Raw genomic sequence first — 23,839 nt, 5'->3', positions numbered from 1 at the left:
ACAAGGCCGGTCTGACCCGCCTGCGCCGGCCAGAGCGTTATCACCCCTTGGCCAGGACTGCCTTCAAATACTTGCCGGTGTGGCTTGTCGCGCACTTCGCCACGTCCTCCGGCGTTCCCTCTGTGATGATTTGCCCGCCGCCTTCGCCGCCCTCTGGGCCGAGATCGATGATCCAGTCCGCGGTTTTGATGACGTCCAGGTTGTGCTCGATGATGACCACGGTATTGCCGTTGTCCCGCAGGCGGTGCACCACCGAAAGCAAAAGCTCGATGTCGTGGAAATGTAGCCCCGTGGTGGGCTCATCCAGGATGTAGAGGGTGCGGCCGGTGTCGCGCTTGGAGAGTTCCAGCGCCAGCTTCACCCGCTGCGCTTCGCCGCCGGACAGCGTGGTGGCCGACTGACCCAGGGTGATGTAGCCCAGGCCCACATCGAGCAGGGTTTCCAGCTTGCGTGCCACCGCCGGCACGGCGCTGAAGAATTCGTGGGCCTCCTCCACCGTCATCTGCAGCACGTCGTGGATGGTCATACCCTTGTAGCGGATTTCCAAGGTCTCCCGGTTGTAGCGCTTGCCGTGGCAGACATCGCAGGGCACATAGATGTCGGGCAGGAAGTGCATTTCCACCTTGATCACGCCATCGCCCTGGCAGGCTTCGCAGCGGCCGCCCTTGACATTGAAGGAGAAGCGCCCGGGGCCGTAGCCGCGGCTGCGCGCTTCCGGCACGCCGGCGAAGAGCTCGCGGATGGGGGTGAACAGCCCCGTGTAGGTGGCGGGATTGGAGCGGGGCGTGCGGCCGATGGGGCTTTGGTCCACGTCGATGACCTTGTCGAAGAATTCCAGGCCGTCCAATTCATCGAAGGGGGCGGGCGTCAGACTGGAGCCGTAAAGGTGCTGGGCCACGGCCGGGTAGAGGGTGTCATTGATGAGGGTGGATTTCCCGGAGCCGGAGACACCCGTGATACAGGTGAGCAGTCCCACCGGCAGCCGCAGGGTGACGTTTTTCAGGTTGTTGCCGCGGGCCCCGCGCAGGACGAGCCAGCGGTCGGGGTCGGGTGCGCGGCGTGTCTTCGGGATGGCAATGGCGCGTCGTCCAGAAAGATACTGGCCGGTCAGCGAGTCGGGGTTGGCCTTGATTTCCTCCGGTGTGCCCTGGGCCACGATTCTCCCCCCATGGACACCGGCGCCGGGCCCGATGTCGATGACGTGGTCGGCGATGGTGATGGCCTCCTCATCGTGTTCCACGACGATCACGGTGTTGCCCAGATCGCGCAGATGGCGCAGGGTCGCAAGCAGCCGTCCGTTGTCCCGTTGATGCAGGCCGATGGAGGGCTCATCGAGCACGTACATGACGCCGGTGAGCCCGGAGCCGATCTGGGAGGCAAGCCGGATGCGCTGGGCCTCGCCGCCGGAAAGGGTTTCCGCGGAACGGTCCAGGGACAGATAGTCGAGCCCGACGTTGGTGAGGAAGCGCATGCGGGAGACGATTTCCCGCACGATGCGCTCCGCGATGGCCTGGCGCGCGCCGCCCAAGTTCAGTCCTTCGAAGAAGGGCAGGGCTTCCTTGAGGGGCATGCGGCTTACCTCGTAGAGGGTTTTGCCGCCGACCTTGACATGGCGAGCCTCGAGGCGCAGGCGTGTGCCTTCGCACTCGGGGCAGGGCTTGGTGTTGAGATATTTGGCCAGCTCCTCGCGCACCGTTGCCGAGTCCGTCTCCCGGTAGCGGCGCTCCAGGTTGTGGAGGATGCCCTCGAAGGGATGCTTGCGCGTGGTGAGGCCGCCCCGTTCGGCGAGATACTTGAAGGCAATGACCTCGTTGCCACTGCCGTAGAGGAGGATGTTCTGGATGCGCTTGGGCAGGTCCTCGAAAGGGGTATCCAGATCGAAGCCGTAGTGGAGGGCGAGGCTTTGCAGCATCTGGAAGTAGAACTGGTTGCGCCGGTCCCAGCCTTTGATCGCCCCCGAGGCCAGGGACAGATGGGGGAAGGCCACCACCCGCTTGGGATCGAAGAAGGTGACCACGCCCAGCCCGTCACATTTGGGACAGGCCCCCATGGGATTGTTGAAGGAGAAAAGCCGCGGTTCCAGTTCCGGCAGCGCATAGTTGCAGATGGGGCAGGCGAAACGGGCGGAGAACAGATGTTCCCGGCCGCTGTCCATTTCCACTGCAATGGCGCGGCCGTCCGCGTGGCGCAGCGCTGTCTCGAAGGATTCCGCCAGACGCTGCTTGACATCCGGCCGCACCTTGAGGCGATCGACGACGACCTCGATGGTGTGCTTGCGGTTCTTGTCCAGTTTGGGCAGGGCGTCGATTTCGTAGGTGCGGCCATCGATGCGCACCCGCACGAAGCCCTGAGCCCGTAACTCGTCGAAGAGCTCCAGATGCTCGCCCTTGCGTCCCGTCACCACCGGCGCCAGGATCATGAGGCGGGTATCCGCCGGCAGGGCGAGCACCTGGTCCACCATTTGCGACACCGTCTGTGCCGACAGCAGCACCTGGTGTTCGGGGCAGTAGGGGTCGCCCACGCGCGCATAGAGAAGCCGCAGGTAATCGTGGATTTCGGTGACGGTGCCCACGGTGGAGCGGGGGTTGTGGGAGGTCGCCTTCTGTTCGATGGAAATCGCCGGTGACAGCCCCTCGATGAGGTCCACGTCGGGCTTTTCCATCATCTGCAAAAACTGCCGGGCGTAGGCCGAAAGGGATTCCACATAACGGCGCTGGCCCTCGGCATAGAGCGTGTCGAAGGCAAGGGAGGACTTGCCGGAACCGGAAAGGCCCGTGATGACGACAAGCCGGTTGCGGGGAATGTCGAGATTGATGTTCTTCAGGTTGTGGGTGCGGGCGCCGCGAATCTTGATGAATTCCATAAGGGGACCGGCTCGTCCAAGGCCTGCGCCATGGGGGCGCGGGCGAACCTGCTAATATACGCATTTTTTTCCGCGCCCTCCACGTTGATGTAAGCCATGACCGACAACGAGCGCATGTCGCCCTTCGAGCTCAAGGCCGCGCTGAGCCTCGCTTCCATCTACGGGCTGCGCATGCTGGGCATGTTCCTCATCCTGCCCGTGTTCGTCGTCTGGGCGGAACACGAGCTGGGTGCCACGCACACCCAGGCGGGGCTTGCGCTGGGCATCTACGGGCTGACCCAGGCGGTGCTGCAGCTTCCCTTCGGCATGGCCTCCGACCGCTTCGGCCGCAAGCGGGTCATTTACTTCGGCCTTGCCCTGTTCGCCCTGGGCAGTTTCATCGCCGCCGCAAGCCACGACATCCACCTCATCATCCTGGGGCGCGCCATCCAGGGGGCGGGCGCCATTTCCGCCGCGGTGACGGCACTGCTCGCCGACCTGACCCGCGAAGAGCACCGCACCAAGGCCATGGCCATGATCGGCGGCACCATCGGCCTCACCTTCGCCTTTTCCCTGGTTGCGGGGCCGGCGTTCTACCACCTGATCGGCATCCCCGGGATTTTCGCCCTGACCGGCGTGCTGGCCCTGGCGGCGATGGGCGTGGTCCGCTTCCTGGTGCCGGAGCCGCGGACGAGCCGCTTCCACTCGGATGCGGAGGTGGCGCCGGCACGGCTAAAGGATGTGCTGCGCCATGCCGAGCTCAGACGCCTCAATTTCGGCATCTTCGCCCTGCATGCGGCGCAGATGGCCCTCTTCGTGGTGGTGCCCCTGGCCCTGAAAAAGACGGGCAACATCGACCAGAACCATCACTGGATGATCTATCTGCCCATCATGGTGATCTCCTTCCTGCTCATGATCCCCGCCATCCTCTATGGCGAGCGCCGGCTCAAGCTCAAGGAGGTCTTTCTCGGCGCCATCGCCCTTATGCTTGTTACCCAGTTGTTGCTTGCTGCCCTGATCGATGACTTCAGGGCGTTGGTTACACTGCTCACCGCCTATTTCGTCGCCTTCAACCTGCTGGAAGCGACCCTGCCCTCCCTCATTTCCAAGATCGCCCCTGCCTCGGCGAAGGGGACGGCCATGGGGGTGTATAATGCCTCCCAGTCCTTCGGCATGTTCCTCGGCGGGGCGGTGGGCGGCGCCCTGTCCCAGCACTACGGCCCGTCTGCCGTTTTTTTGTTCTGCAGCGCCTTGATCGGCCTGTGGCTCGCGTCAGCCAGCCGCATGGAACGTCCCCCCGCCGTGCGCACCCGGCTTTTCCACGTGCGGGAGATGGATGCCGGGCGCGCTGCCGAATTGTCCAGGCGGCTTGCCGCCCTCCCCGGGGTTTCCGAGGCGGTCGTGGTGGGTGAAGAGGGCGTGGCCATGCTCAAGGTGGACCTGCGGGGCTGGGACGAGGCGGGCGTGATGAAATTGATCGAGGAGGAACAGAACCATGGCATCCGTGAATAAAGTCATCCTCATCGGCAACCTGGGGGCCGATCCGGAGGTGCGCTATACGACCGGTGGCGATGCGGTCACCAGCATTCGCCTGGCCACCACCGATACCTGGAAGGACAAAAACGGCGAAAAACAGGAGCGCACCGAATGGCACCGGGTGGTGTTCTTCGGCAAGACCGCCGAGATTGCCGGCGAGTACCTGAAGAAGGGCAGCCAGGTCTACGTGGAAGGCCGCCTGCAGACCCGCAAGTGGCAGGACAAGGAGGGGCAGGACCGCTACACCACGGAAATCATCGCCGACCGCATGCAGATGCTGGGCAGCCGCAATGGTGTCGCCGTCGAGGCGGAGGCGCGCCCCGCTCCCTCGGCGGCAGGCGCGCCGGCCGCCAAGCCCACGAAAAAAGCCGGGGATTTCGAGGATTTCGAAGACGACATCCCCTTCTAGGGATATACGGGGTTTTCGAAATACTCATCGATCCGGTCTCACACTTTGCCTTTTGCCGTGGGGCCGCCCTCCAAGCACGCCCGACACACCGCCCGCGCCCTTGATTCGGGCCTGTCCTTGCTGCCCCAGAGCCCCACGACGATGCTGTCTGACAACGGCACCGAGTTCGAAGCCGACTTCGCCCGCCTCCTCGAGGATCGCGGCATCGGGTGCGGGTACACCCCCCAAGACGCCCAAGATGAACGCCAGGCGCTCGCTTCAATCGCACGATCCAAGAGTCCTTCGTGGATGACCACGAGGATCTGCTCTTTGCCGATCTCGCCCTCTTCAACCGCAAGCTCGCCGACTGACTCGGCGTCTTGAGACGCCGAGTGTCCTCACCACACCCTCGGCCAGCGTTCCCCGCTATCCTTGCCTACCGGAACATCAACCCGAGTGTCAAAGGTACTACACTCGTACATGCTATTGATACGCCAACATGCCAAAGGTATAATGCTCTTGTCGTAACAACAATGAACAAAAAGGGACAAGGCATGCAGGGGGAGGTGTGCATCAGGACACTGTTGCCGATGCGGAAGAACACGTAGACACCCAGGCCGCGCTGTGGCTCCTGGCGAGCCTGGCCGGTTTCTATCGCCAGCCCTTCGATCCCGAGCTGGTGATCAAGCGTTTTCCGCCGCCGATTGATCTGCCCACGCTGATCGAGGCTCTGAGCGCGCTCGGCCTCAAGGCCGGGCTGGCCCACTGGCCCGAAGCGGCGCTGTCGGCTTTGCCGCTGCCTGCCGTGGCGCTGCTGGCTACGCCCGTGCACGAAGCTACGCAAGGAGACTCTGGCGAAGAGGCAAACACCGCTTCACCCCAACCACCGCCCCGCACCGCACTTACCCCGGCACTGATCGTTCAGCACGGCGACGACACCTTGGCCTGGGTCAAGCCCGGCCAGTCCGTGCCGGAAACCGTAGCGCTCGACGCCGCCCGCGCCCAGGCCGCGCCGGTTCTGCTGCTGGTGGCGCAGGCCGAACCGCCGGTTTCCGAATCGGTCAGCAAGACTGAATTGCCAGAGTCCCAGAAAAAGCCCTTCGGCTTTTCCTGGTTCGTGCCTGAGCTGCTGCGCCACAAGCGCATCTGGCGCGATGTGCTGCTGGCCAGCCTTGCCATCCAGCTCGTCGGACTGGCCACGCCGCTGTTCACCCAGGTGATCATCGACAAGGTGATTGCCCACCATTCAGAGAGTACCCTCATCGTGCTCGGCGTGGCGCTGGTGGTGTTCATGTTGTTTACCAGCGGCATGAGCTGGCTGCGCCAGTATCTGGTGCTACACACCGGCAGCCGCATCGACGCCGTGTTGGGCGAGAAGGTGTTGAAGCACCTGCTGCACCTGCCGCTGCCGTACTTCGAGGCGCGGCCCACCGGCACCCTGGTGGCGCGCCTGCACGGCGTGGAGCAGTTGCGCGAGTTCATTTCCGGCGCGGCGGTCAGCCTGATTCTCGACCTGCCTTTTCTGCTGATTTTCCTGGCGGTGATGTTCTCCTACAGCTGGCAGCTCACGCTGATCGCGCTGGGCATCCTGGCGCTGATCGTTGCCGTGAGCCTCATCATGGTGCCGATCTTCCGCGAGCGGCTGGACAAACAGTTCCTGCTCGGCGCGCGCAATCAAGCTTTCCTCACCGAATACCTGGCGGGTATGGCCACGGTGAAATCCCTGCAACTGGAGCCGGATGTCAGTAAGCGTTACGGCACCTACCTGGCGCAGTACCTCTCGGCAGGTTTTGCCACCAAGCAGGTGGGCAACACCTACAACGTCGTCGCCAACGGGCTGGAGCAGGTGATGACGCTCTCCATCCTCATCGTCGGCGCCTGGCTGGTGATGCAGCCCGAAGCAGGCATGACGGTGGGCATGCTGGTGGCCTTCCAGATGTTCGCCAGCCGCATGAGCCAACCGCTGCTGCGCCTGGTCGGGCTGTGGCAGGAATTCCAGCAGGCCAGCATTGCGGTCAAGCGCCTCGGCGACATTCTGGACATGCCGCAGGAACCTTTCACCCTCACCCCGCGCGCCGCGGGAGGCGAAGGCCGCATCGACATCCGCGACGTGGGTTTCCGCTATTCCGAGCAACACCCCTGGCTGTACCGCAACCTGAATCTCACCATCCCCACCGGCAAGCTCACGGTGCTGATGGGCCCCAGCGGCTGCGGCAAGAGCACGTTGGCCAAGCTGATGCAGGGCTTCTACTGGCCGCAGGAAGGACAAATCCTGCTCGACGGGCGCGACATCCGGCAATTAGCGGCCAACGAACTTAGGGCCACTTTTGGTGTGGTACCGCAGGAAACGGTGCTGTTCTCCGGCACGATCTACGACAACCTCGTCATGGCCCACCCGCATGCGAGCTTCGAGGATGTGGTCGCCGCCTGCAAGGCAGCGGAAATCCACGACGTAATCGAGCAGCTGCCGCAGGGCTATCAAACCGAAATCGGCGAGCGCGGTACCAGGCTATCGGGCGGGCAGCGGCAGCGGATTGCAATTGCACGGGCGCTATTGAAACGCCCCAAGGTGTTGATCTTTGATGAGGCGATTTCGAACCTGGATCAGCAAACCGCCGAGCACTTCGCCCAGACCATCAACCGGCTCAAGGGCAAGGTGACGATGATCTTCATCACGCACCAGATTCCCAAGGGTTTGCAGGTGGATAAAGTGGTGAACATCGGAAGCCATGGCCTGCATGTGAGTTTGGTGAAGGATGAGACATGAAAAAGCAAATTCGATTCTTTATAAGAAACCGTGCAATGAAGTTTGTATCAGCTCTCATATTTGGAGTCGCGTCGATTATCGGGTGTGAGGCAGAAAAAGGGGGGCAAACATTGAATGAAGACAGGCTGCGAGAGATAAAAATCGGTTCTGTTGTGAAGCTAGCCGACCTGATTAATGGCAACGCTGAGATCGTTTGCGTATTGCATCCATATCAAGACAAGGTTGCAGACAAATACGTAAAAAGCATGGATATCAATAAATACCTGAGCGATGTCAAGTATCAGGCGAGCGAAAGCTATTGGTCTTTGGTCACATCATCTACGAACCTTACGACTCATTACACATTTAAGCGTTCCAAGATGCTGGACATTTTTTCTGCGCATGGCCTCAAGAGCTCAACGGCTGTGAATCTGCCACCCAACTTTGAAGCCGCTGAGTGCGCCTCTTTTGATGGTGCAGCGCTTTTCAAAACTTCTATTAACGACCGCGTTTACGTGATATTTGGGAGCATCAAATGAGCTACAACGACCTGTACAACCGTTATATGCAAGAGGCAAATGCATATGCTCAGCAATACGGCATCGATCCAAGTACGGCGCACAACGGGGCGTGGGACGCGTTCAGACATGCATACGCAAGCGCCGAGATGACTCGCGAATATGGTTCAGCCGTTGCTCATGCAGCCGGCGAACTCAATGAAATACGGGGTGATATAAAGCATAATCAGCCATCCTGGGAAAGGAATATGGATGAGTGGAACAACGCGGTTGGACGGGAGATAGGGAAAAAGTCCACTTCAAGTGCGGATAGCGCGCAGCGCGTGTATGACGCTCTCAAGAGGGGACACCTAATTACCGATCCAATTAATGATCCCCGCGATTATAAGGACACTTGGGACAGGATCAAAGATCAAATGCGTGACTGGTGGGACCGCGCCAAACGCTGGACCTGGCCCCGCGACCCTATCATCGTCGACCTCGACGGCGACGGCCTGGAGACGGTGGGCTTGGCCAGCAACGTCTACTTTGACCACGACGGTGACGGCGTCCTCACCAAAACCGGCTGGGCCGGCAAGAACGACGCGCTGCTGGTTTGGGACAGAAACGGAAACGGCCGCATCGACACCGGCGCGGAGTTGTTCGGCGACTTCACGCCGCTGCCTAATGGCACGCTCGCCCCCAACGGCTTTGCCGCGCTGGCTGTATTGGATGCCAACGGCGACGGCGTGATCGATGCGTCTGACCCGGCGTTTGCAGAACTCAAGCTCTGGCGCGACACCTCGCAGGATGGCCAGACCGGCACCGGAGAACTCATTTCGCTGGCCGACGCCGGTATTGTCAGCCTCAACCTCGCCCACACCCTCAAGAACCAGGTTCTTGCCAACGGCAACCAGCTCACCCGCGAGGGCAGCTTTACCCGTCTGGATGGCACAACCTCCGCCATGGGCGAATTCCGCCTGGCCATCGACACCTTCGACACGCAGTTCGCCGAAGAAGTCGAAGTCCCCGCAGCCCTGAAGACCCTTCCCAATATGGGCGGTGCGGGCAACGTGCGCGAGCTGCAACAAGCCGCGGCCCTGTCCCCGCAACTGGCTGGGCTGCTCGCCCAGTTCCAATCCGCCACCACCCGCGCCGAGCAGAAAGCCCTGCTCGATCAGCTCATCGCCGCCTGGGCCGATACCTCCGGCATGGCCAAGAGCCTAGAAGAGCGCGCGGCGGGCCGATACCGCATCCAATATGAGGCCTTCGGCAATGAACGGCGTTCCAGCAATATCGACACCGCGGCCTTCGAGGCGATCTCCTCCGGTGGCGTCGGCGGCGGTGTGGAGCTGCTTACCGACGCGGGCGCGCCGTACCTCTCCGAGCGCTACCGCAACCTGATTGCTGACTGGACCCGAAAACTCCACGTGCTCGAAGCCTTCAACGGCCAGTATTTCTTCAACCTGCCCGAGCAGAAGAGCCAGACCGACGGCGCCAACTGGGGCTTGAGCATCTCGGCAGGTTCGGGTGGTGGCAGCGGTTCAGGTGCGGTGGCCATTGAAGCCCTGCCCATCCTGCACGTGAACTTCTCGCAGGCGCAGCTCGACCTCTTGCAGCAAGCCTACGACAGCCTCAAGGAAAGCGTCTATGCCAGCCTGGTGCTGCAGACGCGCCTCAAGCCCTATCTGGATCAGATCGAACTCGTCATCGACGACAGCGGCCTCAAGCTCGACGCTACCCAACTCAACCGGATGCTCGCCGACAAGAAAGCCGCCGACCCCGAGAACTACCTGGCCGATGTGCTCGATCTGGACCGCTATGCGGGCAACTTCCTCTCCGGCACCAACTGGCAGGGTCTGGCCGACTTCGACACGCTGATCGACACCTTGCCTCCGACGGCGGGCATCGCGGCGCTGCTCGACGAGTTCAGGGTGCGCCTCACTGCTGGCGATGACGTGACGGGACTCACCGACAATGCCGACATCGTGCTGGCGGGTGAGGGCAAGGACACCCTCTACGGCTACAACGGCAACGACCGTCTGTTCGGCCAGGGGGGCGATGACCGCATTGTCGGCGGCGCGGGTGACGACCTGATCTCCGGCGGGGCGGGCAATGATGTGCTTTACGGCGAATCCGGCGCCGACACCTACGTCTTCGGGCGTGGCTACGGCAATGACACCATTCTCGACTATGCCGAGAACGGTGTGCAACGCGACACCGTGCGCTTCCTGGGGCTGACCCCGGTGGACATCCGGGTAACCGCCGATTACAACGACAATCTCGTCTTCACCATCCGAGACACCGGCGAGACGCTGTCCGTGCCGCGCGGCGGTTATTGGTGGGGTCAGAACGGCGTCGGCCAGTATGTTTTCGACGACGGCACGGTGTGGAGCCACGACGATGCGCTGCGCGCCACCGTCGCCGTAAGCACGGAGAACGACGACACGATCTATGGCTCTTCCGCAGGAGACACGATCACCGGCCAGGCGGGCAATGACACGCTGATCGGTAACGGCGGCAACGACGTGATCGATGGCGGCGCGGATAACGATCTCTTGATCGGCTCCACCGGCTGGAACCGGATTTACGAGAACGGCAGCTATCGCCTCGAGCGCAGCACCATGCCGCAAATCTCTGCCAACGGCAACGACACCTACCTCTTCGGTCGCGGCGATGGTCAGGACACGGTGATCGACGGGGACTACACCGCCGGCAACAGCGACACCCTGCGTTTCAAGGAAGGCGTTCTGCCAGAGGACGTGAGGTTCATTCGGAACGGCAACGATCTGGTGCTGGCCATTCGCGGCAGCAGCGACCAGGTGACGCTTAAGCAGTATTTCGACGAAGACTGGAATGGGGCAAATGCCCCTTACCTGATCGAGCGCATCGCCTTTGCCGACGGCACGGTGCTGTCCTATGCCAACGTGCAAGCCATTCTCTTTGCCGGTAGCGAAGAGGCGGAAACCATCATCGGCTCGCGGGCAGCGGATGTGCTGACCGGCCAGGGGGGCGCGGACACGCTTATGGGCAACGGCGGCGATGACCGGCTCGAAGGCGGAGACGGCGATGACGTGCTGCTCGGCGGTGCGGGCCGGGACATCCTGGACGGTGGCGCGGGCAACGATGTGCTGCGCGGCGGCGGTGTCATCGGCTGGTGTTATCAGGTCTACGACGGGAATGGCGAAGGCGACACCTACCGCTTCGGCCGTGGCGGCGGCCACGACACGATCATCGAGGATTCATGGATCGCCGGTGAGACCGACCGCATCGAGTTCAAGGCGGGTGTGCTGCCCTCCGATGTGCGACTGGAGCGGGTGCGTACCATCAACGGCTGGCAGGTCAGCGACGACCTGAAGATCACGATCCGCGACACCGGCGAGACGCTCACCGTCAAGAACCATTTCAACGAGAGCAACCGCCATGCGGTGGAGGAAATCGCCTTTGCCGACGGCACGCTGTGGGATGGAGAGGCGATCAAGTCCCGCAGCCTGCTGGGCGGGGACGAGAACGACGAATTGCGCGGCTTCAACGGCCGGAACGATGTCATCGTGGGCGGCGCGGGTAACGACGTGCTGGAGGGCGGCTCAGGCTCCGACACCTACCGCTTCGGCCTGGGTGACGGGCAGGACGTGATCCACGAGGGCTCCACCGCTGGCGAGGATGTGGTGGCGCTGGGGGCAGGCATCACCCCCGCCGATGTCACCGTGCGCTGGACGCTGCAAGGCGACATGGCCATCATGCTGCCGGACGGCAGCCGCGTCACCGTGCGCAATCAGGCCAACCCTTGGTCGAGCGAACTCGGTATTGAGCAACTGCGTTTTGCCGACGGCACGGTATGGGATCGCACGGAACTGGCATCGCGGGCGCTTGCCGCCACGGCCGCAGATGATGCCATCATCGCCGGCTACCAGGACGACACGCTCGATGGCGGCGCGGGCAACGACCGGTTCCAGGACCTGGGCGGCTACGACACCTATCGCTTCGGCGCGGGCGACGGTCAGGACACCATTGCCGATAACTACGGCCGCGTGCTGTTCAAGCCCGGCATCGGCCAGAACGACATCACCTTTACCCGCGACGGCAACGACCTGATCGCCACGGTGACAGCCTCGGGTGACGCGGTGCGCATCAAGGACTGGCTGGCTAGTTGGCAGCGCATCGACCGTTTCGACTTCGACAACGGCGCTAGCCTTTCCGTCAACGACGTGCTGGCCAAGCTCAATGTGAGCGAAGGCGCGGAAATCCTCTACGGCTCGCCGGGCGGGGATGTGCTCAACGGCACCGAGAAGGACAGCGTGATCTATGGCCGCGAGGGTAACGATGTTCTGACCGGCGGCGCGGGCCGCGACCAGCTCTACGGCGAGGCCGGTGACGACACGGTGGACGGCGGTGCCGACCGCGACTGGCTCTACGGCGGTGCGGGCAACAATACCTACATCGTGGCGCCGGGCATGGGCCTGGACAACGCCTTAGGCGCGAGTCTCGCGGTGGCCAACGACACCGTGGTGTTCGCGCCGGGCATCCGGCCGGAAGATATTTCGGTGCAATTGGGCGACCGCAGTTGGGACGGATCGCCGGATGCCGTGGGGTATTTCAACCTGGTCATCGGCATCGGCGGCAACGACGCGCTGATCGTGCGCGCCGAGAGCGGAGATGACCTTGGCCGCGGGGCGATCCGGCGCTTCCGCTTCGGTGACGGCACCGAATGGACGCTGGCCGACGTGATCGCCCGCGCCGATGGCGGCAAGATGGGTTATCAGTGGCGAAACTGGGGGGACCCAACCACAATCCTCGGCAGCCAGGCTGACGACGACATCACGGACTATACCGGCCAGTCCGTCACCGTCCAGGCGCGCGGCAACGACGACAACATTTACCTGGCCGCCGGCCATGACATCGTCTCGGCGGGCAGCGGCAACGACCGGGTATACAACGGCCAGGGCGACGATCTGGTTGCGGGCGAGGCGGGCAACGATGAGATCGACGCGGGCGATGGCGACGACGTGATCGTTTTCAACCACGGCGACGGCCACGACAGGCTGCAAGCCGGAGAAGGCACGGACACGCTGTCCTTCGGCGCCACGGTCACGCCTGCGATGCTTTCCGCCGCATTGGACCGCGACGGGCGGGTGGTGCTGCTTATCGACGGCGGCGCGGGCGGCTCGATCACGCTGGCAGACACCCGTATCGACGATCTGCCGGGCGACGTGGAGCGCATTCAGTTCATCGACGCCGAGGGCAAGACGCGGGTGTTCAACCTGGCGGGCTGGCTGAAGGCCAGCGCAGGCGCCCTGCTGTCGGCCACGACCGCAGCACCGCTGGCTTTTGACGGCACGGGCTTTGAACTCACCGGCACGGTGGCCCCGGCGGGCGGGCTGGAGGCGGTGGCTTATGCGCAGTCCGGTGATCTGTTCGCCTCGGCCAACCTCGCCAACAACACGCCGAGCGATGGCGACGACGTGCTTTACGGCACGCCCAATGGCGACACGCTGGATGCCGGTGCGGGCAACGACATCGTGCTGGGTCTGGCTGGCGATGACACGATCCTTGGCGGAGACGGCAACGACCTGATCCACGGCGGCGATGGCGATGACGTGCTGGGGGGCAATGCCGGAAACGATGTGATCTACGGCGGCTGGGGGGCGGATCAACTCACCGGCGGCACCGGCAACGACCAGCTCTTCGGCGAATGGGGCGGAGATACCTACGTGTATCAGGTCGGCCATGGAGAAGTGACCATCGACGACGACCATCGCGTGCTCAGCTGGGGGTATAGTGGGGAAGTCCCGTTTGTCGCCGCGCTTGTCAGTGAGATGGGCTATGGAGGCTCGATTGTTGACGACGCCCCCAACATCCTGACCTTCGGCCCCGGCATCCGCCCGCAAGACCTGCGCTATTCGGAGCGCAATGGCGATCTGGTGATCGAATTCGCCAACCAACCTGGCGACCGGGTGATTTTGCGAGGCTACGAGCCGGGCCGGGCCACACAGACCCGCTCGGTGGACATCATCCGCTTCGCCGACGGCACCGAGATCGTAGCCGGGAACATCGAACCTACGGGCAATACCGAAATGGCTGGCGATGAAGGCGGCTGGCTCGACGGCACGCCATTTGCCGACACGCTGATCGGCGGCGACGGCGACGACGTGTTGAACGGCAACGGCGGCGCGGATCACCTGGTGGGCGGCGCGGGCTCGGACACCTACCGGATTCACAAGGAATGGGGCAGCCGCCCGACCGAGACGCTGATTGCCGAGACCTGGCGCGCGCAGGATGTCAACCGCATCGAACTGACGGGCGATTTCAACGCTGACGATCTGCGTTTGGCGTTCGACGGACGCGACCTGCTGCTGCGCCTGAACGCGGCAGGCGATGCGATCCGCTTCGCCGGGTTCGACCCGCGCGCGGAAGGCATGCAGGCCCCGGTTGCGGAAATCAACCTGCCCTGGTGGGGTGTGAGCCTGTCGTTCAACGACCTACTCTCGCGCGGCGTGCGCATCATCGGCACGCCCAACGATGACGTGCTGACTGGCACTCAGCTTTCCGACTGGATCGAAGGTCGCGAGGCGGACGACACCATGAGCGGCGGTGCAGGCGGCGATCTCTACCTGATCGGTGCCGATGGCGGCACGGACACGATCATCGACAGCGAAGATGGCGATGCGCCCAACACGCTGGTGCTGCCCGAGGGCACGACCCTCGATGATGTGCGCTTGTCTTTTGATGCCGAAGGTTTCCTGATCCTCGATCTCGACAACATCGGCAACCGTGTGCGCCTGTCGGGCTTCGACCCGCAGAACCCGTTGGGGCCGCGCGCCGTGGAGCGGTTCCGCTTCGGCCTCGACGGCGACGAGATCGGCTACGAGGAATTGCTCGCACGCGGTTTCGATATCGTTGGCACGGATGAAAGTGACGCTCTCAAGGGAACCACGCTCACGGATCGTGTCTGGGGCGGTTCTGGCAACGACCTGATCGAGGCCACGCCTGGTGGCGATGTGCTCGCGGGCGAGGGTGGCAACGACACCTATGTGGTAAATCTGGGCGATGGCATCGTCACCATTGATGACTTGGCGGAACAAGATGCGGGCAACGTGCTGCGCTTCGGCCCCGGCATCGATCCGAATGCGCTGCGCAACAACCTGCGCTTCGAAGCGGACGGCAACGGCGGCCACGTGCTGCTCATTCCCTACGGCGATGTGGGCGACGCGGTCCGGCTGGCCGGTTTCAACCCGCAGGACGTGCTCGGCACCCACGCAGTGGAACGCTTCGAGTTCGCCGACGGCACGGCGGTGGATTACGCCACCCTGGTGTCCTGGACCTTCGTGGTAGAGGGCGACAACACAGGCAATGTGCTCGAAGGCACCAATGTCGGCGACCGGCTCTACGGCTACGACGGTGACGATGTCATGGAATCGGGTGATGGCGAGGACGTGCTCACCGGTGGCTTGGGCAACGATGTCTTGCGCGGCGGCGCGCAGCGTGATGCCTACGTGGTCAACCTGGCCGATGGCGAAGACGTTATCGAGGATGACCTTGATGCGGGTGTCGGCAATGTGCTCACCTTCGGCGAAGGCATCGCCCGCGAGGACGTGCGGCTGGAAGTGGATGGCGACGATTTGCTGATCCGTTACGGCTCAGGCCGCGACGTGGTGCGCGTGCGCAACTACGCCCCGAATGGGGCAAGCGGCGGCACGGTGATCGACACCTTCGAATTCGCCGACGGCACCGCCGTGACGCTGCGCGAATTCATGAACCGCGCGCCGGAAGTGGCCAATCCCATCCCTGATCAAGTCGTACTGGAAGACACGGCCTTCAGCCTGCGGCTGCCCGACAACCTGTTCATCGACGCCGATGGCGACGACATCCTGACGCGAGTCACTGTCTCAGGTTACACAACGCGGCCGGATTGGCTGCAATATGACGCCGCCTCACGCACCTTGTCCGGCACGCCGGAGAACGGCGACGTGGGCGAATTTGATGTCATCATACAGGGCATGGACACGCTGGGTGCATTGAGTCTACACAGCTTCCACGTCACCGTGCAAAACACCAATGATGCGCCCGAAGTCGGCACAGTCTTGTCCGACCTGTGCGCCATGGAAGACAGCGCCTTCAGCTTCACGCTGCCCGCTGATAGCTTCCGTGATGTCGACGTGGGTGATGTGCTCGCCTACACGGCCACCCGGGCCAACGGTGATCCGCTGCCCGATTGGCTCACGTTCGACGCCCAGACAGGCACCTTCTCCGGTACGCCGGCCAATGGCGATGTGGGCACGCTGCAACTCACCGTGACCGCTACCGACCAGGCCGGGGCGCAGGCGACCCAGACCTTCGCCATTGGCGTGATCAATGTCAACGATGCGCCCGAGGTGGGCGTGTTGCTTGGCAACCAGAGCGGCCGCGTCGGTCAGGCCACCAACTGGCAATTGCCCGAGGGCGCCTTTTTCGACGTGGATGCTGGCGATGTGCTCACCTACTCGGCCACCTTGGCTGACGGCAGCGCGCTGCCCGACTGGCTTGCCTTCGACGCGACCACCGGCACCTTCAGCGGCACGCCGGCCTTGGCAGGCAACTATGCCTTGCGGGTCACCGCCACCGATCTGGCGGGTGCCTCGGCCAGCCAGAGCTTCACCCTGGCGGTCGATTCGGGCGGCGGCAACCAGGCACCGGTCACCACAGCGGATACCGCCAATGTGATCGAGGATCGCAAGGTCTTCACCTGGGGCAATGTGCTCGCCAATGACCGCGACCCGGAAGGCAGCCGCCTGACGGTCACGGACGCGGGCATCCGGCGCGGCGAATACGGCTGGCTCAAGCTCCTGCCCGATGGCAGCTATGCCTACGTGCTGGACAATGCCTCCACCAAGGTGCAGACGCTGGCCGAAGGCCAGAAGGTCGTCGACCGCTTCGCCTACACCGCCAGCGACGGCACGGCGGCTTCCACCGGCGAGCTGGCCGTGACCGTGACCGGCGACAACGATGCGCCGGTGCTGGCCAGGGCTCTGGCCGACGTGCAACTCGCCAAGGGCAAGGCCTTTTCCTGGCAGATCCCGGCAGGCAGTTTCCAGGACATCGACCGCACGGACACGCTCACCTACACGGCGACACTGGCCAACGGCAAGGCCTTGCCGAGTTGGCTCAAGTTCGATGCCGCCACGCAGACCTTCAGCGGCACGGCGCCTTCGGGTTCGACCGCGGCCATCGATGTCAAGGTCGTGGCCAGCGACGGCCACGGCGTTTGCTCGACGGCTTCGGACGTGTTCCGCATCAGCGTCGGCAACAAGACGGTGCTGCCCGCCGCCAGCAAGGGCAACGAAGGCGTGGGCAACGGCATGGATGCGCCGCCGCCGGGCCATGCGACCAATCAGAACGACGGCGCGGGCACCGGGCCCGGCAACCCCGGCAACAAGGGCAAGAAGGACGAGCTGCTCGAGCGCTTTCTGGACGGCTTCAAGGCCGATGCCAAGGCGGCGGACAAGGGCTCTGTGGATGCCCTCGGCACCCTGGATGCCGCCTGGTTCGAACGCTGGCTGTCGCCGTCCGCACCGTCGAACGCACAGGTGCCAGCGCCGGGTAACGACCAGTCCATCGAGCAGCACTGGCAGCACCTGCTACATGCGCTGAACCGGCTCGACGCCGAACGGCAGGGCGCGGCGCAGTGGCTGGGCAAGGGCCAGGGCGCCGATCTGGTGGGATTGACTGGATTACTGTCCGGCAACGCGGCGATGCTGCGCACCCACAGTGATGCCGTGGGGCTGGCCTGCAGCGGCACCCACCTCAAGGGCTTCTCCGGCATCAAGGAAGGGGTGGGCAAGCTGTCATGGTAAGCCGTCACCCCTGCCGATGGCGCGCGTTCTGATCGCGTGGGAACTGGGCGAGGCCTTCGGGCACCTCGCCCGGTGCCTGCGGCTGGCGCAAGGACTCGTCGCGCGCGGGCACGCGGTGACCCTGGCGCTCAAGGACGTTCGGCTGCCTGCCGGACAGACCACGCCACCCGGCATCACCGTGCTGCCCGCGCCGCTGACCCCGCAGGCCGGGACAGGTGGCAGCGCAGCGGCGAACTACGCCGATGTGCTGCGTGTCAGCGGCTTTGCCGACGCGCGGGACGTGGCCGCACGGCTCAATGCCTGGCGGGGGATGTTTGCCCTGGCGCGGCCCGAGGTGCTGGTCGCCGACCATGCGCCGACCGCCTTGCTGGCGGCGCGCTTGGCGGATACTCCCCATCTGGCCATCGGCAACGGCTTTGCGATCCCGCCCGCCGTTTCTCCCTGGCCGTCGATCCGGCCCTGGGAGGCGGTTTCCGATCAGGCGCTCGCCACCGCTGAGGCTCGGCTCGACCGGGTGCTGGATGCCGATGTGCTGTGCGTCGCGCCGGGCATGAACCCCGAAGCGGCGAAACGTTGCGCTACGCGGCGTTTGCGCATTGCGCTGGCTCCGGTCGGTCTGCCTCCTTTGCTTCAATACGCCGATTTGGCGGTCGGCTACGGCAGCAGTGGCTTCTCGACCCAGGTCTTGTTGGCCAGGGTGCCCTTGGCGATGCGGCCCCGGCATGTCGAGCAGGCGCTCCTTGCCCACCGCGTGGAAGCGCTGGGTGCAGGCCGGTTGCTCAGTGGCCGCATCGATGTGGACAGCGTCACAGCCTCCTTGCAGGAGCTGCTGGGCAAGCCGGCCTATCGGCACGCCGCCCGCGCGTTCCGGGATTGCCATGGCGATTTTTCGCCCAGTCAGGCGATTGAGCAAAGCCTGTCCCTCATCGAGCGCGCGTTTCTCGATGGCTGGAACACCGAGTGCACGCGCAAGACCCCAGAATCACAAGAGAGTCCCCCGGCATGCCTACATTGAAATCCCTCGTACCACACGCCCACAGCGATTATCAGGAGTTTTATCCACCTTTGATCCGTTTGCAGCACAGCGCACCCCATCCGCAGGGGCGGCGGGTGCTGTGGGCCATCCTGGCGCTGGTCGCCTTTCTCATCGTCTGGGCGTTGCTTGGGCGGCTGGACATCGTCGCCGTGGCCGACGGCAAACTGGTGCCGGCCAGCTATCTCAAGATCGTGCAGCCCTCGGAAGCGGGCATCGTCCGGGACATCCTGGTGCGGGAGGGTGAAACCGTGCGTGCCGGACAAACCGTGATGCGCATGGATGCGCTGATCACCAATGCCGATCTGGACGCCATTGCCACCGAATACGCCCGCAAGCGTCTGGCGCTTGCCCGCATCAATGCCGAGCTCACCGGAAAACCTTTCCTGCCGGACGTTCAGGCTCCGGCAGCGCTCATTCGTGAAACCGGCGCGCAGTACCAGGCCAACCGCGATGCATTAGCCGCCGCGCTGGCCGAGGAACGCAGCCGCCTCATCAAGGCGCAGCAGGAACTGGCCGCTGCCCGCCAGCAGAAAGAACGGCTGGAGGCTGTGCTGCCGCACTACCGCGAACAGGACAAGGCCTACGAAAAACTGGTCAAGGAAGGCTTTGCCGGTAGCCTGATGGGTTCGGACAAGCGCCGCGAGCGCATCGAGAAGGAACAGGAATTGGCCATTCAAGAGTACCTGATTGCCTCAGCCCAGGCCAGTATTGACCAGTCCCAGAAGAAGTTGAAGCAAATCGAGGCGGACTATGTGCGCCAGTTGCACGCCGAGCGCAATGAGGTGCAGGCGCAGATCGACAAGCTCGCGAAGGAGCTGGAGAAACAGCAGCACCGGCGTGAACTGCTGGAACTGAAAGCGCCCCAGGACGGCGTGATCAAGGATCTGGCCACGCACACCCCCGGCACGGTGGTGCAGCCCGGTACCGTGCTGGCCACCCTCGTGCCTCGCGAAGAAAAACTCAAAGCTGAGGTTTGGGTGTCGAACGAGGACATCGGCTTCGTGCGACCGGGCCAGCCAGTCAAGCTGAAGTTCGCCGCCTACCCCTTTCAGAAATACGGCATGGGAAAAGGGACCGTCGAGTACGTGAGCGCCGATGCTCAGAGTGAGGAAGAAGCCCGCGACAAGGGATTGGCAGGTGGCCAGCGGCCGCTGCGCTACAAGGCCCTGGTGACGCTCGAGGCAAACGCCTTGGAGATAGATGGGGTGCAGTATCCACTGTCCGTTGGCATGCAGACCACGGCGGAAATCCTGCTGGGCGACCGCACGGTGGCGGAATACCTGCTCTCGCCTGTGAAAAAAGCCTGGCACGAGGCAGGCCGGGAGCGATGAACGGTGCCCCACCGCCGCCGACGCCGACTGACGCGCTGCCCAGCCAGGTGCCGGGCATCCACTGGCCTGCCGTGGTGGGAACGCGCGATGCCGCTCTGCTGGTTTTGTTATTCCAGATGGAGAGCACGCAGTGGTTATCCGGACAGGCACTGCACCAACGACCAAACTGGCAACTCGGTGTGCTGCTCGACCACGCGCGGCGCCACTGGGCTTTCTATCGCGAGCGTCTCGCCAACGACCTGGCCCGCTGACACGAGATTCCGCTACTGACCCGCGCGGATTTGCAAACGCAGGTCGATGGCATACGGGCCACTGCCTATCCGCGTGCTCACGGCAAGACCTTCGACATTGCGATGGGGGGCTCGACGGCTGAACCCGTCACGGTGCGGTGCACGGCGCTCACCCAATTGTTCTGGCAGGCGGCGACGTTGCGCGACCATCTCTGGCACCGGCACGATCTCTCGGCAACGAAGGCCATCCTCCGTCAGTTTCGGCAGCCAGTGGATGAAACCAAGCCGGGGCGGTGGGGCAGCGTTTTAAGAAGCGGCCCGGGCTGGCATCTGCCGATCTCGACCTACGGGAAACACAGTTGCGCTGGCTGCAAAAGGTTGATTCGGACATCCTGCTCACCTATCCGTCCAACCTGGACGACGTTTTGCTGACGCAGATGCTCCGCGAGGGCGTCGCCCTGCCGCGCCTGCGCGAGGTGCACACTATCAGCGGCACGGTCACTGCGGCATTGCGCGAACGGTGCCAACAGGTCTTGGGCGTGCCCCTGACCGATCTCTACAGCGCCCCGGAAGTCTGCGTCATCGGCCTGCAGTGCCTGGACAGCGGTCTGCTGCGCGTGTAATCCGAACACCTGCTGGTGGAAGTGCTCAATGAACAGGGGCAACCCTGCCAGGAAGGCGAGATCGGACAAGTGGTGGTGAGCGATCTGCACAACTTCGCCATGCCCTTGATCCGCTATGCGCTGCGCGACTGGGCCGAGACGGGAGCAACTTGTTCTTGTGGCCGCGGTCTACCCACCCTGCGCCGGGTCGTGGAGTGTACCTGCAATATGGCCACGAGCCCCGAGGGCAAGCCCTTCCGGCCAATGCTGGAGACCAAAACGGATGCTGGAGGCTATGCCGCAGATGCGCCAATACCAGTTCGAGCAGACCGCGGTGGATGCCATCACAGTACGATTGTTCTGCGTGCCCGCGCCAAGCAATGAGCAACTGCGGCAGTTTCAAGCAGCGCTGGAGCAGATGCTGGGCCACGCCTACCGCTGGACTTGGCAGGTCGGCGACACGCCCTTGCCCTTATCGGCCAGGAGCAAGTTCGAGGAGTTCATCTCCTCGATTCAAGCCACCGGGGAGAAGGCATGACCGAGACGAAACACCAGCGGCTGGCGTCGAGGCTGCACACCGCTCTGCATGGCCTCGAGGACAGCGTGTACCGGCTCCGATTATCTGGACACGGTTTTGCAACTCAGGCCGCCTTTCGCATGGCATAAGCCTGACGGGCTGCGAGGGGTGACATGAAGCCCAGTTTCTCGAGACGCCAATGCCGTTTATAACGATCCTTAAACGCGGTTACGGCCTGGCGCACCTCCTCCAGGTTGCCGAAGAGGCGATCGGGCCCACCGCAAATCCCTCGCTGTTCCTGAAGTCAAGTTCCGCTCGAAACGGCATAGGGACAGGTGTGGACGATGTCCGCGACGTGGTTGTGGTAATAATCACGAACGGGGTAGAGAGGCGGCTCGACTGTTCTGTTAACAAAGGGCAGGAAGGTGGGTGTGTATTTTTCCTGGTCGATTGTTAATTTTTCTAAACACAACAGCTGCTTGTAACGTTGTTTGCATTTTCTGTATACACAACGCCCTAAGGGGCCCCTGCCCGGAGGCCCTGGCCGCTGCCAGCGGGGCCTCGTCTCCCTCGCGGTAAAGTTTCCCGCGCCCGCGCCGCTATAGCGAACAGGCTTTTTGCGGTGCAGTGATGATCGAACGCCCCCTGCAGGACGTCAATGCCTGGGTCGCCTATTTCGACCAGGTGCAAGTGCCGGTGCTGCGGCGCACCGTGGAGGAGCTCGCCCGGCTGCGGGAGCATGAGGACGAGGTCGATACGCGGGAGCTCGCCGATGTCATCCTGCACGACCCCCTGATGACCCTGCGCGTCCTGCGCTTCCTGCAAACCCATCACGCCCGGCGCCAGCTGCAGGAGATCACCACCATCGCCCATGCCCTGATGATGGTGGGCACCACGCCCTTTTTCCGCCACTTCAGCGACCTGCCGCTGGTGGAAGACCTCCTCGCCAACCAGGTGGCGGGGCTGACGGGGTTACGCCGGACCATGAGCCGGGCCCGTCATGCCGCCCTCTACGCCCAGGATTGGGCCGCGCTGCGCCATGACATCGAGTCGGACGAGGTAATGGTGGCGGCCCTGTTGCGGGACCTCGCGGAGATGCTGATGTGGTGTTTCGCGCCCCGCCTGATGATGCAGGTGCGCGCCCTCATGCAGGGCCAGCGGGGCATGCGCAGCGCCGAGGCGCAGAAGCGGGTGCTGGGCTTCCGGGGCATCGAACTGCAACTGGCGCTGGTGCGGGCCTGGCGGCTGCCGCAGCTTCTGCAGACCCTGATGGACGAAGACCACGCCGAGCATCCGCGGGTGAAGAACGTGACGCTGGCGGTGCGCCTTGCCCGGCATTCCGCCAATGGCTGGGATGATCCGGCGCTGCCCGATGATTATGCGGAAATTGCCCGTTTCCTCCATCTTTCCGAGGAGGCGGTGCACGCCCGTATCCTGCGCGTGACTTTGCTTGCGGCCCGCGGCTGGCACTGGTATGGCGTGCCGCCGGCGGCGGCATGGCTGCCCCGGATCACGGCAGCCTGAGTTCGGCGATCACTGGCGCGTGATCGGATGGGCGCGCCTGTTTGCGCACGTCCCGGTCGATGGTGCAGGACACACAGTGGGGCACCAGCGCCTGCGAGAGCAGGATGTGGTCGATGCGCAGGCCGTGGTTGCGGCGGAAGGCCATCATGCGGTAGTCCCACCAGGTGAAGGACCGCTCCGGCTGGTCGAAGAGGCGGAAAGCGTCGGCAAACCCCAGCGCAAGCAGGTCCCGGAAGGCCTTTCGCTCCGGCTCGGAAAACAGCACGCGCCCTTCCCACAGCTCGGGGTCGTGCACGTCCCGCGGCTCTGGCGCGATGTTGAAATCCCCCAGCACCGCCAACCGGGGGTGGCGCGCAAGCTCCAGCCTCAGCCATTCGGTGAGCCGGCCAAGCCAGCGCAGTTTGTATTCGTACTTGTCCGTGCCCACCGCCTGGCCATTGGGCACGTACAGACAGACGAAACGGATGCCCTCCACGGTGCTTGCCAGCACCCTTTTCTGCTCGTCGGCAAAGCCGGGGATGCCCACCGTGACGTCGGCTTGGGGGGTGCGGCTGAGAATCGCCACGCCGTTGTAGGCCTTCTGCCCGGCGAAGACCGCCTCATAGCCGGCCTGTGCCAGTTCCCGGACGGGAAAGTTGTGATCCTCCAGTTTGGTTTCCTCCAGGCAGACGAGGTCAGGCTGGCGGCTTGCCAGCCATTCGAGGAGCTGCGGCAGGCGGACCTTGAGGGAATTGACGTTCCAGGTGGCGATCTTCATGGC

Annotated in this window: 13 protein-coding genes; 11 read left to right on the top strand and 2 right to left on the bottom strand. The window is 63.7% G+C overall.

All coding sequences use genetic code 11. The features are described from left to right. Positions 1-40 precede the first annotated feature (40 nt). On the bottom strand, positions 41-2,863 hold the full coding sequence (gene uvrA, locus K6T56_06470) for an excinuclease ABC subunit UvrA (protein MCL6555987.1): 2,823 nt from the start codon (positions 2,861-2,863) through the stop codon (positions 41-43). A gap of 96 nt (positions 2,864-2,959) precedes the next feature. Between uvrA and K6T56_06465 the strand changes: the two genes are divergently transcribed. From K6T56_06465 to K6T56_06415, 11 genes are all read left to right on the top strand, one after another. Further along, positions 2,960-4,354 carry an MFS transporter gene (locus K6T56_06465; GenBank protein ID MCL6555986.1) on the top strand — a complete coding sequence of 465 codons (1,395 nt, stop codon included), beginning with the start codon at positions 2,960-2,962 and terminating at the stop codon, positions 4,352-4,354. Beyond that, a complete protein-coding gene (gene ssb / locus K6T56_06460; GenBank protein ID MCL6555985.1) occupies positions 4,338-4,787 on the top strand; it encodes a single-stranded DNA-binding protein in 450 nt (149 codons plus the stop codon). Before K6T56_06465 ends, ssb begins: the two co-directional genes overlap by 17 nt. A 619-nt stretch (positions 4,788-5,406) precedes the next feature. Next, positions 5,407-7,533 (top strand): peptidase domain-containing ABC transporter, encoded by a 2,127-nt coding sequence (locus tag K6T56_06455; GenBank protein ID MCL6555984.1) that lies wholly within the window; start codon positions 5,407-5,409, stop codon positions 7,531-7,533. Then, positions 7,530-8,051: a hypothetical protein gene (locus K6T56_06450; protein ID MCL6555983.1), complete on the top strand. Its 522-nt coding sequence runs from the start codon at positions 7,530-7,532 to the stop codon at positions 8,049-8,051. Before K6T56_06455 ends, K6T56_06450 begins: the two co-directional genes overlap by 4 nt. After that, positions 8,048-17,839: a putative Ig domain-containing protein gene (locus K6T56_06445; protein ID MCL6555982.1), complete on the top strand. Its 9,792-nt coding sequence runs from the start codon at positions 8,048-8,050 to the stop codon at positions 17,837-17,839. Before K6T56_06450 ends, K6T56_06445 begins: the two co-directional genes overlap by 4 nt. A 16-nt stretch (positions 17,840-17,855) precedes the next feature. Continuing rightward, positions 17,856-18,854 (top strand): hypothetical protein, encoded by a 999-nt coding sequence (locus K6T56_06440; protein ID MCL6555981.1) that lies wholly within the window; start codon positions 17,856-17,858, stop codon positions 18,852-18,854. Next, positions 18,842-20,206: an HlyD family type I secretion periplasmic adaptor subunit gene (locus K6T56_06435; protein MCL6555980.1), complete on the top strand. Its 1,365-nt coding sequence runs from the start codon at positions 18,842-18,844 to the stop codon at positions 20,204-20,206. The genes K6T56_06440 and K6T56_06435 overlap by 13 nt, the downstream gene beginning before the upstream one ends. Beyond that, positions 20,203-20,457 (top strand): hypothetical protein, encoded by a 255-nt coding sequence (locus K6T56_06430; GenBank protein ID MCL6555979.1) that lies wholly within the window; start codon positions 20,203-20,205, stop codon positions 20,455-20,457. The genes K6T56_06435 and K6T56_06430 overlap by 4 nt, the downstream gene beginning before the upstream one ends. Positions 20,458-20,795: 338 nt before the next feature. Beyond that, on the top strand, positions 20,796-21,059 hold the full coding sequence (locus K6T56_06425; GenBank protein MCL6555978.1) for a hypothetical protein: 264 nt from the start codon (positions 20,796-20,798) through the stop codon (positions 21,057-21,059). 262 nt (positions 21,060-21,321) lie between these two features. Beyond that, positions 21,322-21,576, top strand: coding sequence for a hypothetical protein (locus K6T56_06420; protein ID MCL6555977.1), 255 nt, complete (start codon positions 21,322-21,324; stop codon positions 21,574-21,576). 609 nt (positions 21,577-22,185) lie between these two features. Continuing rightward, entirely contained in the window at positions 22,186-23,079 is an 894-nt protein-coding gene (locus tag K6T56_06415) for an HDOD domain-containing protein (protein MCL6555976.1), read from the top strand. Here K6T56_06415 and xth read toward each other — a convergent pair. Next, a complete protein-coding gene (gene xth, locus K6T56_06410; GenBank protein ID MCL6555975.1) occupies positions 23,066-23,836 on the bottom strand; it encodes an exodeoxyribonuclease III in 771 nt (256 codons plus the stop codon). The two genes, K6T56_06415 and xth, sit on opposite strands and share 14 nt — an antisense overlap. Positions 23,837-23,839: the final 3 nt, after the last annotated feature.

Source organism: Burkholderiales bacterium (genome assembly GCA_023511995.1).
Taxonomy (GTDB): domain Bacteria; phylum Pseudomonadota; class Gammaproteobacteria; order Burkholderiales; family Thiobacteraceae; genus Thiobacter.
This window is presented reverse-complemented; position numbering and strand designations above follow the sequence as displayed.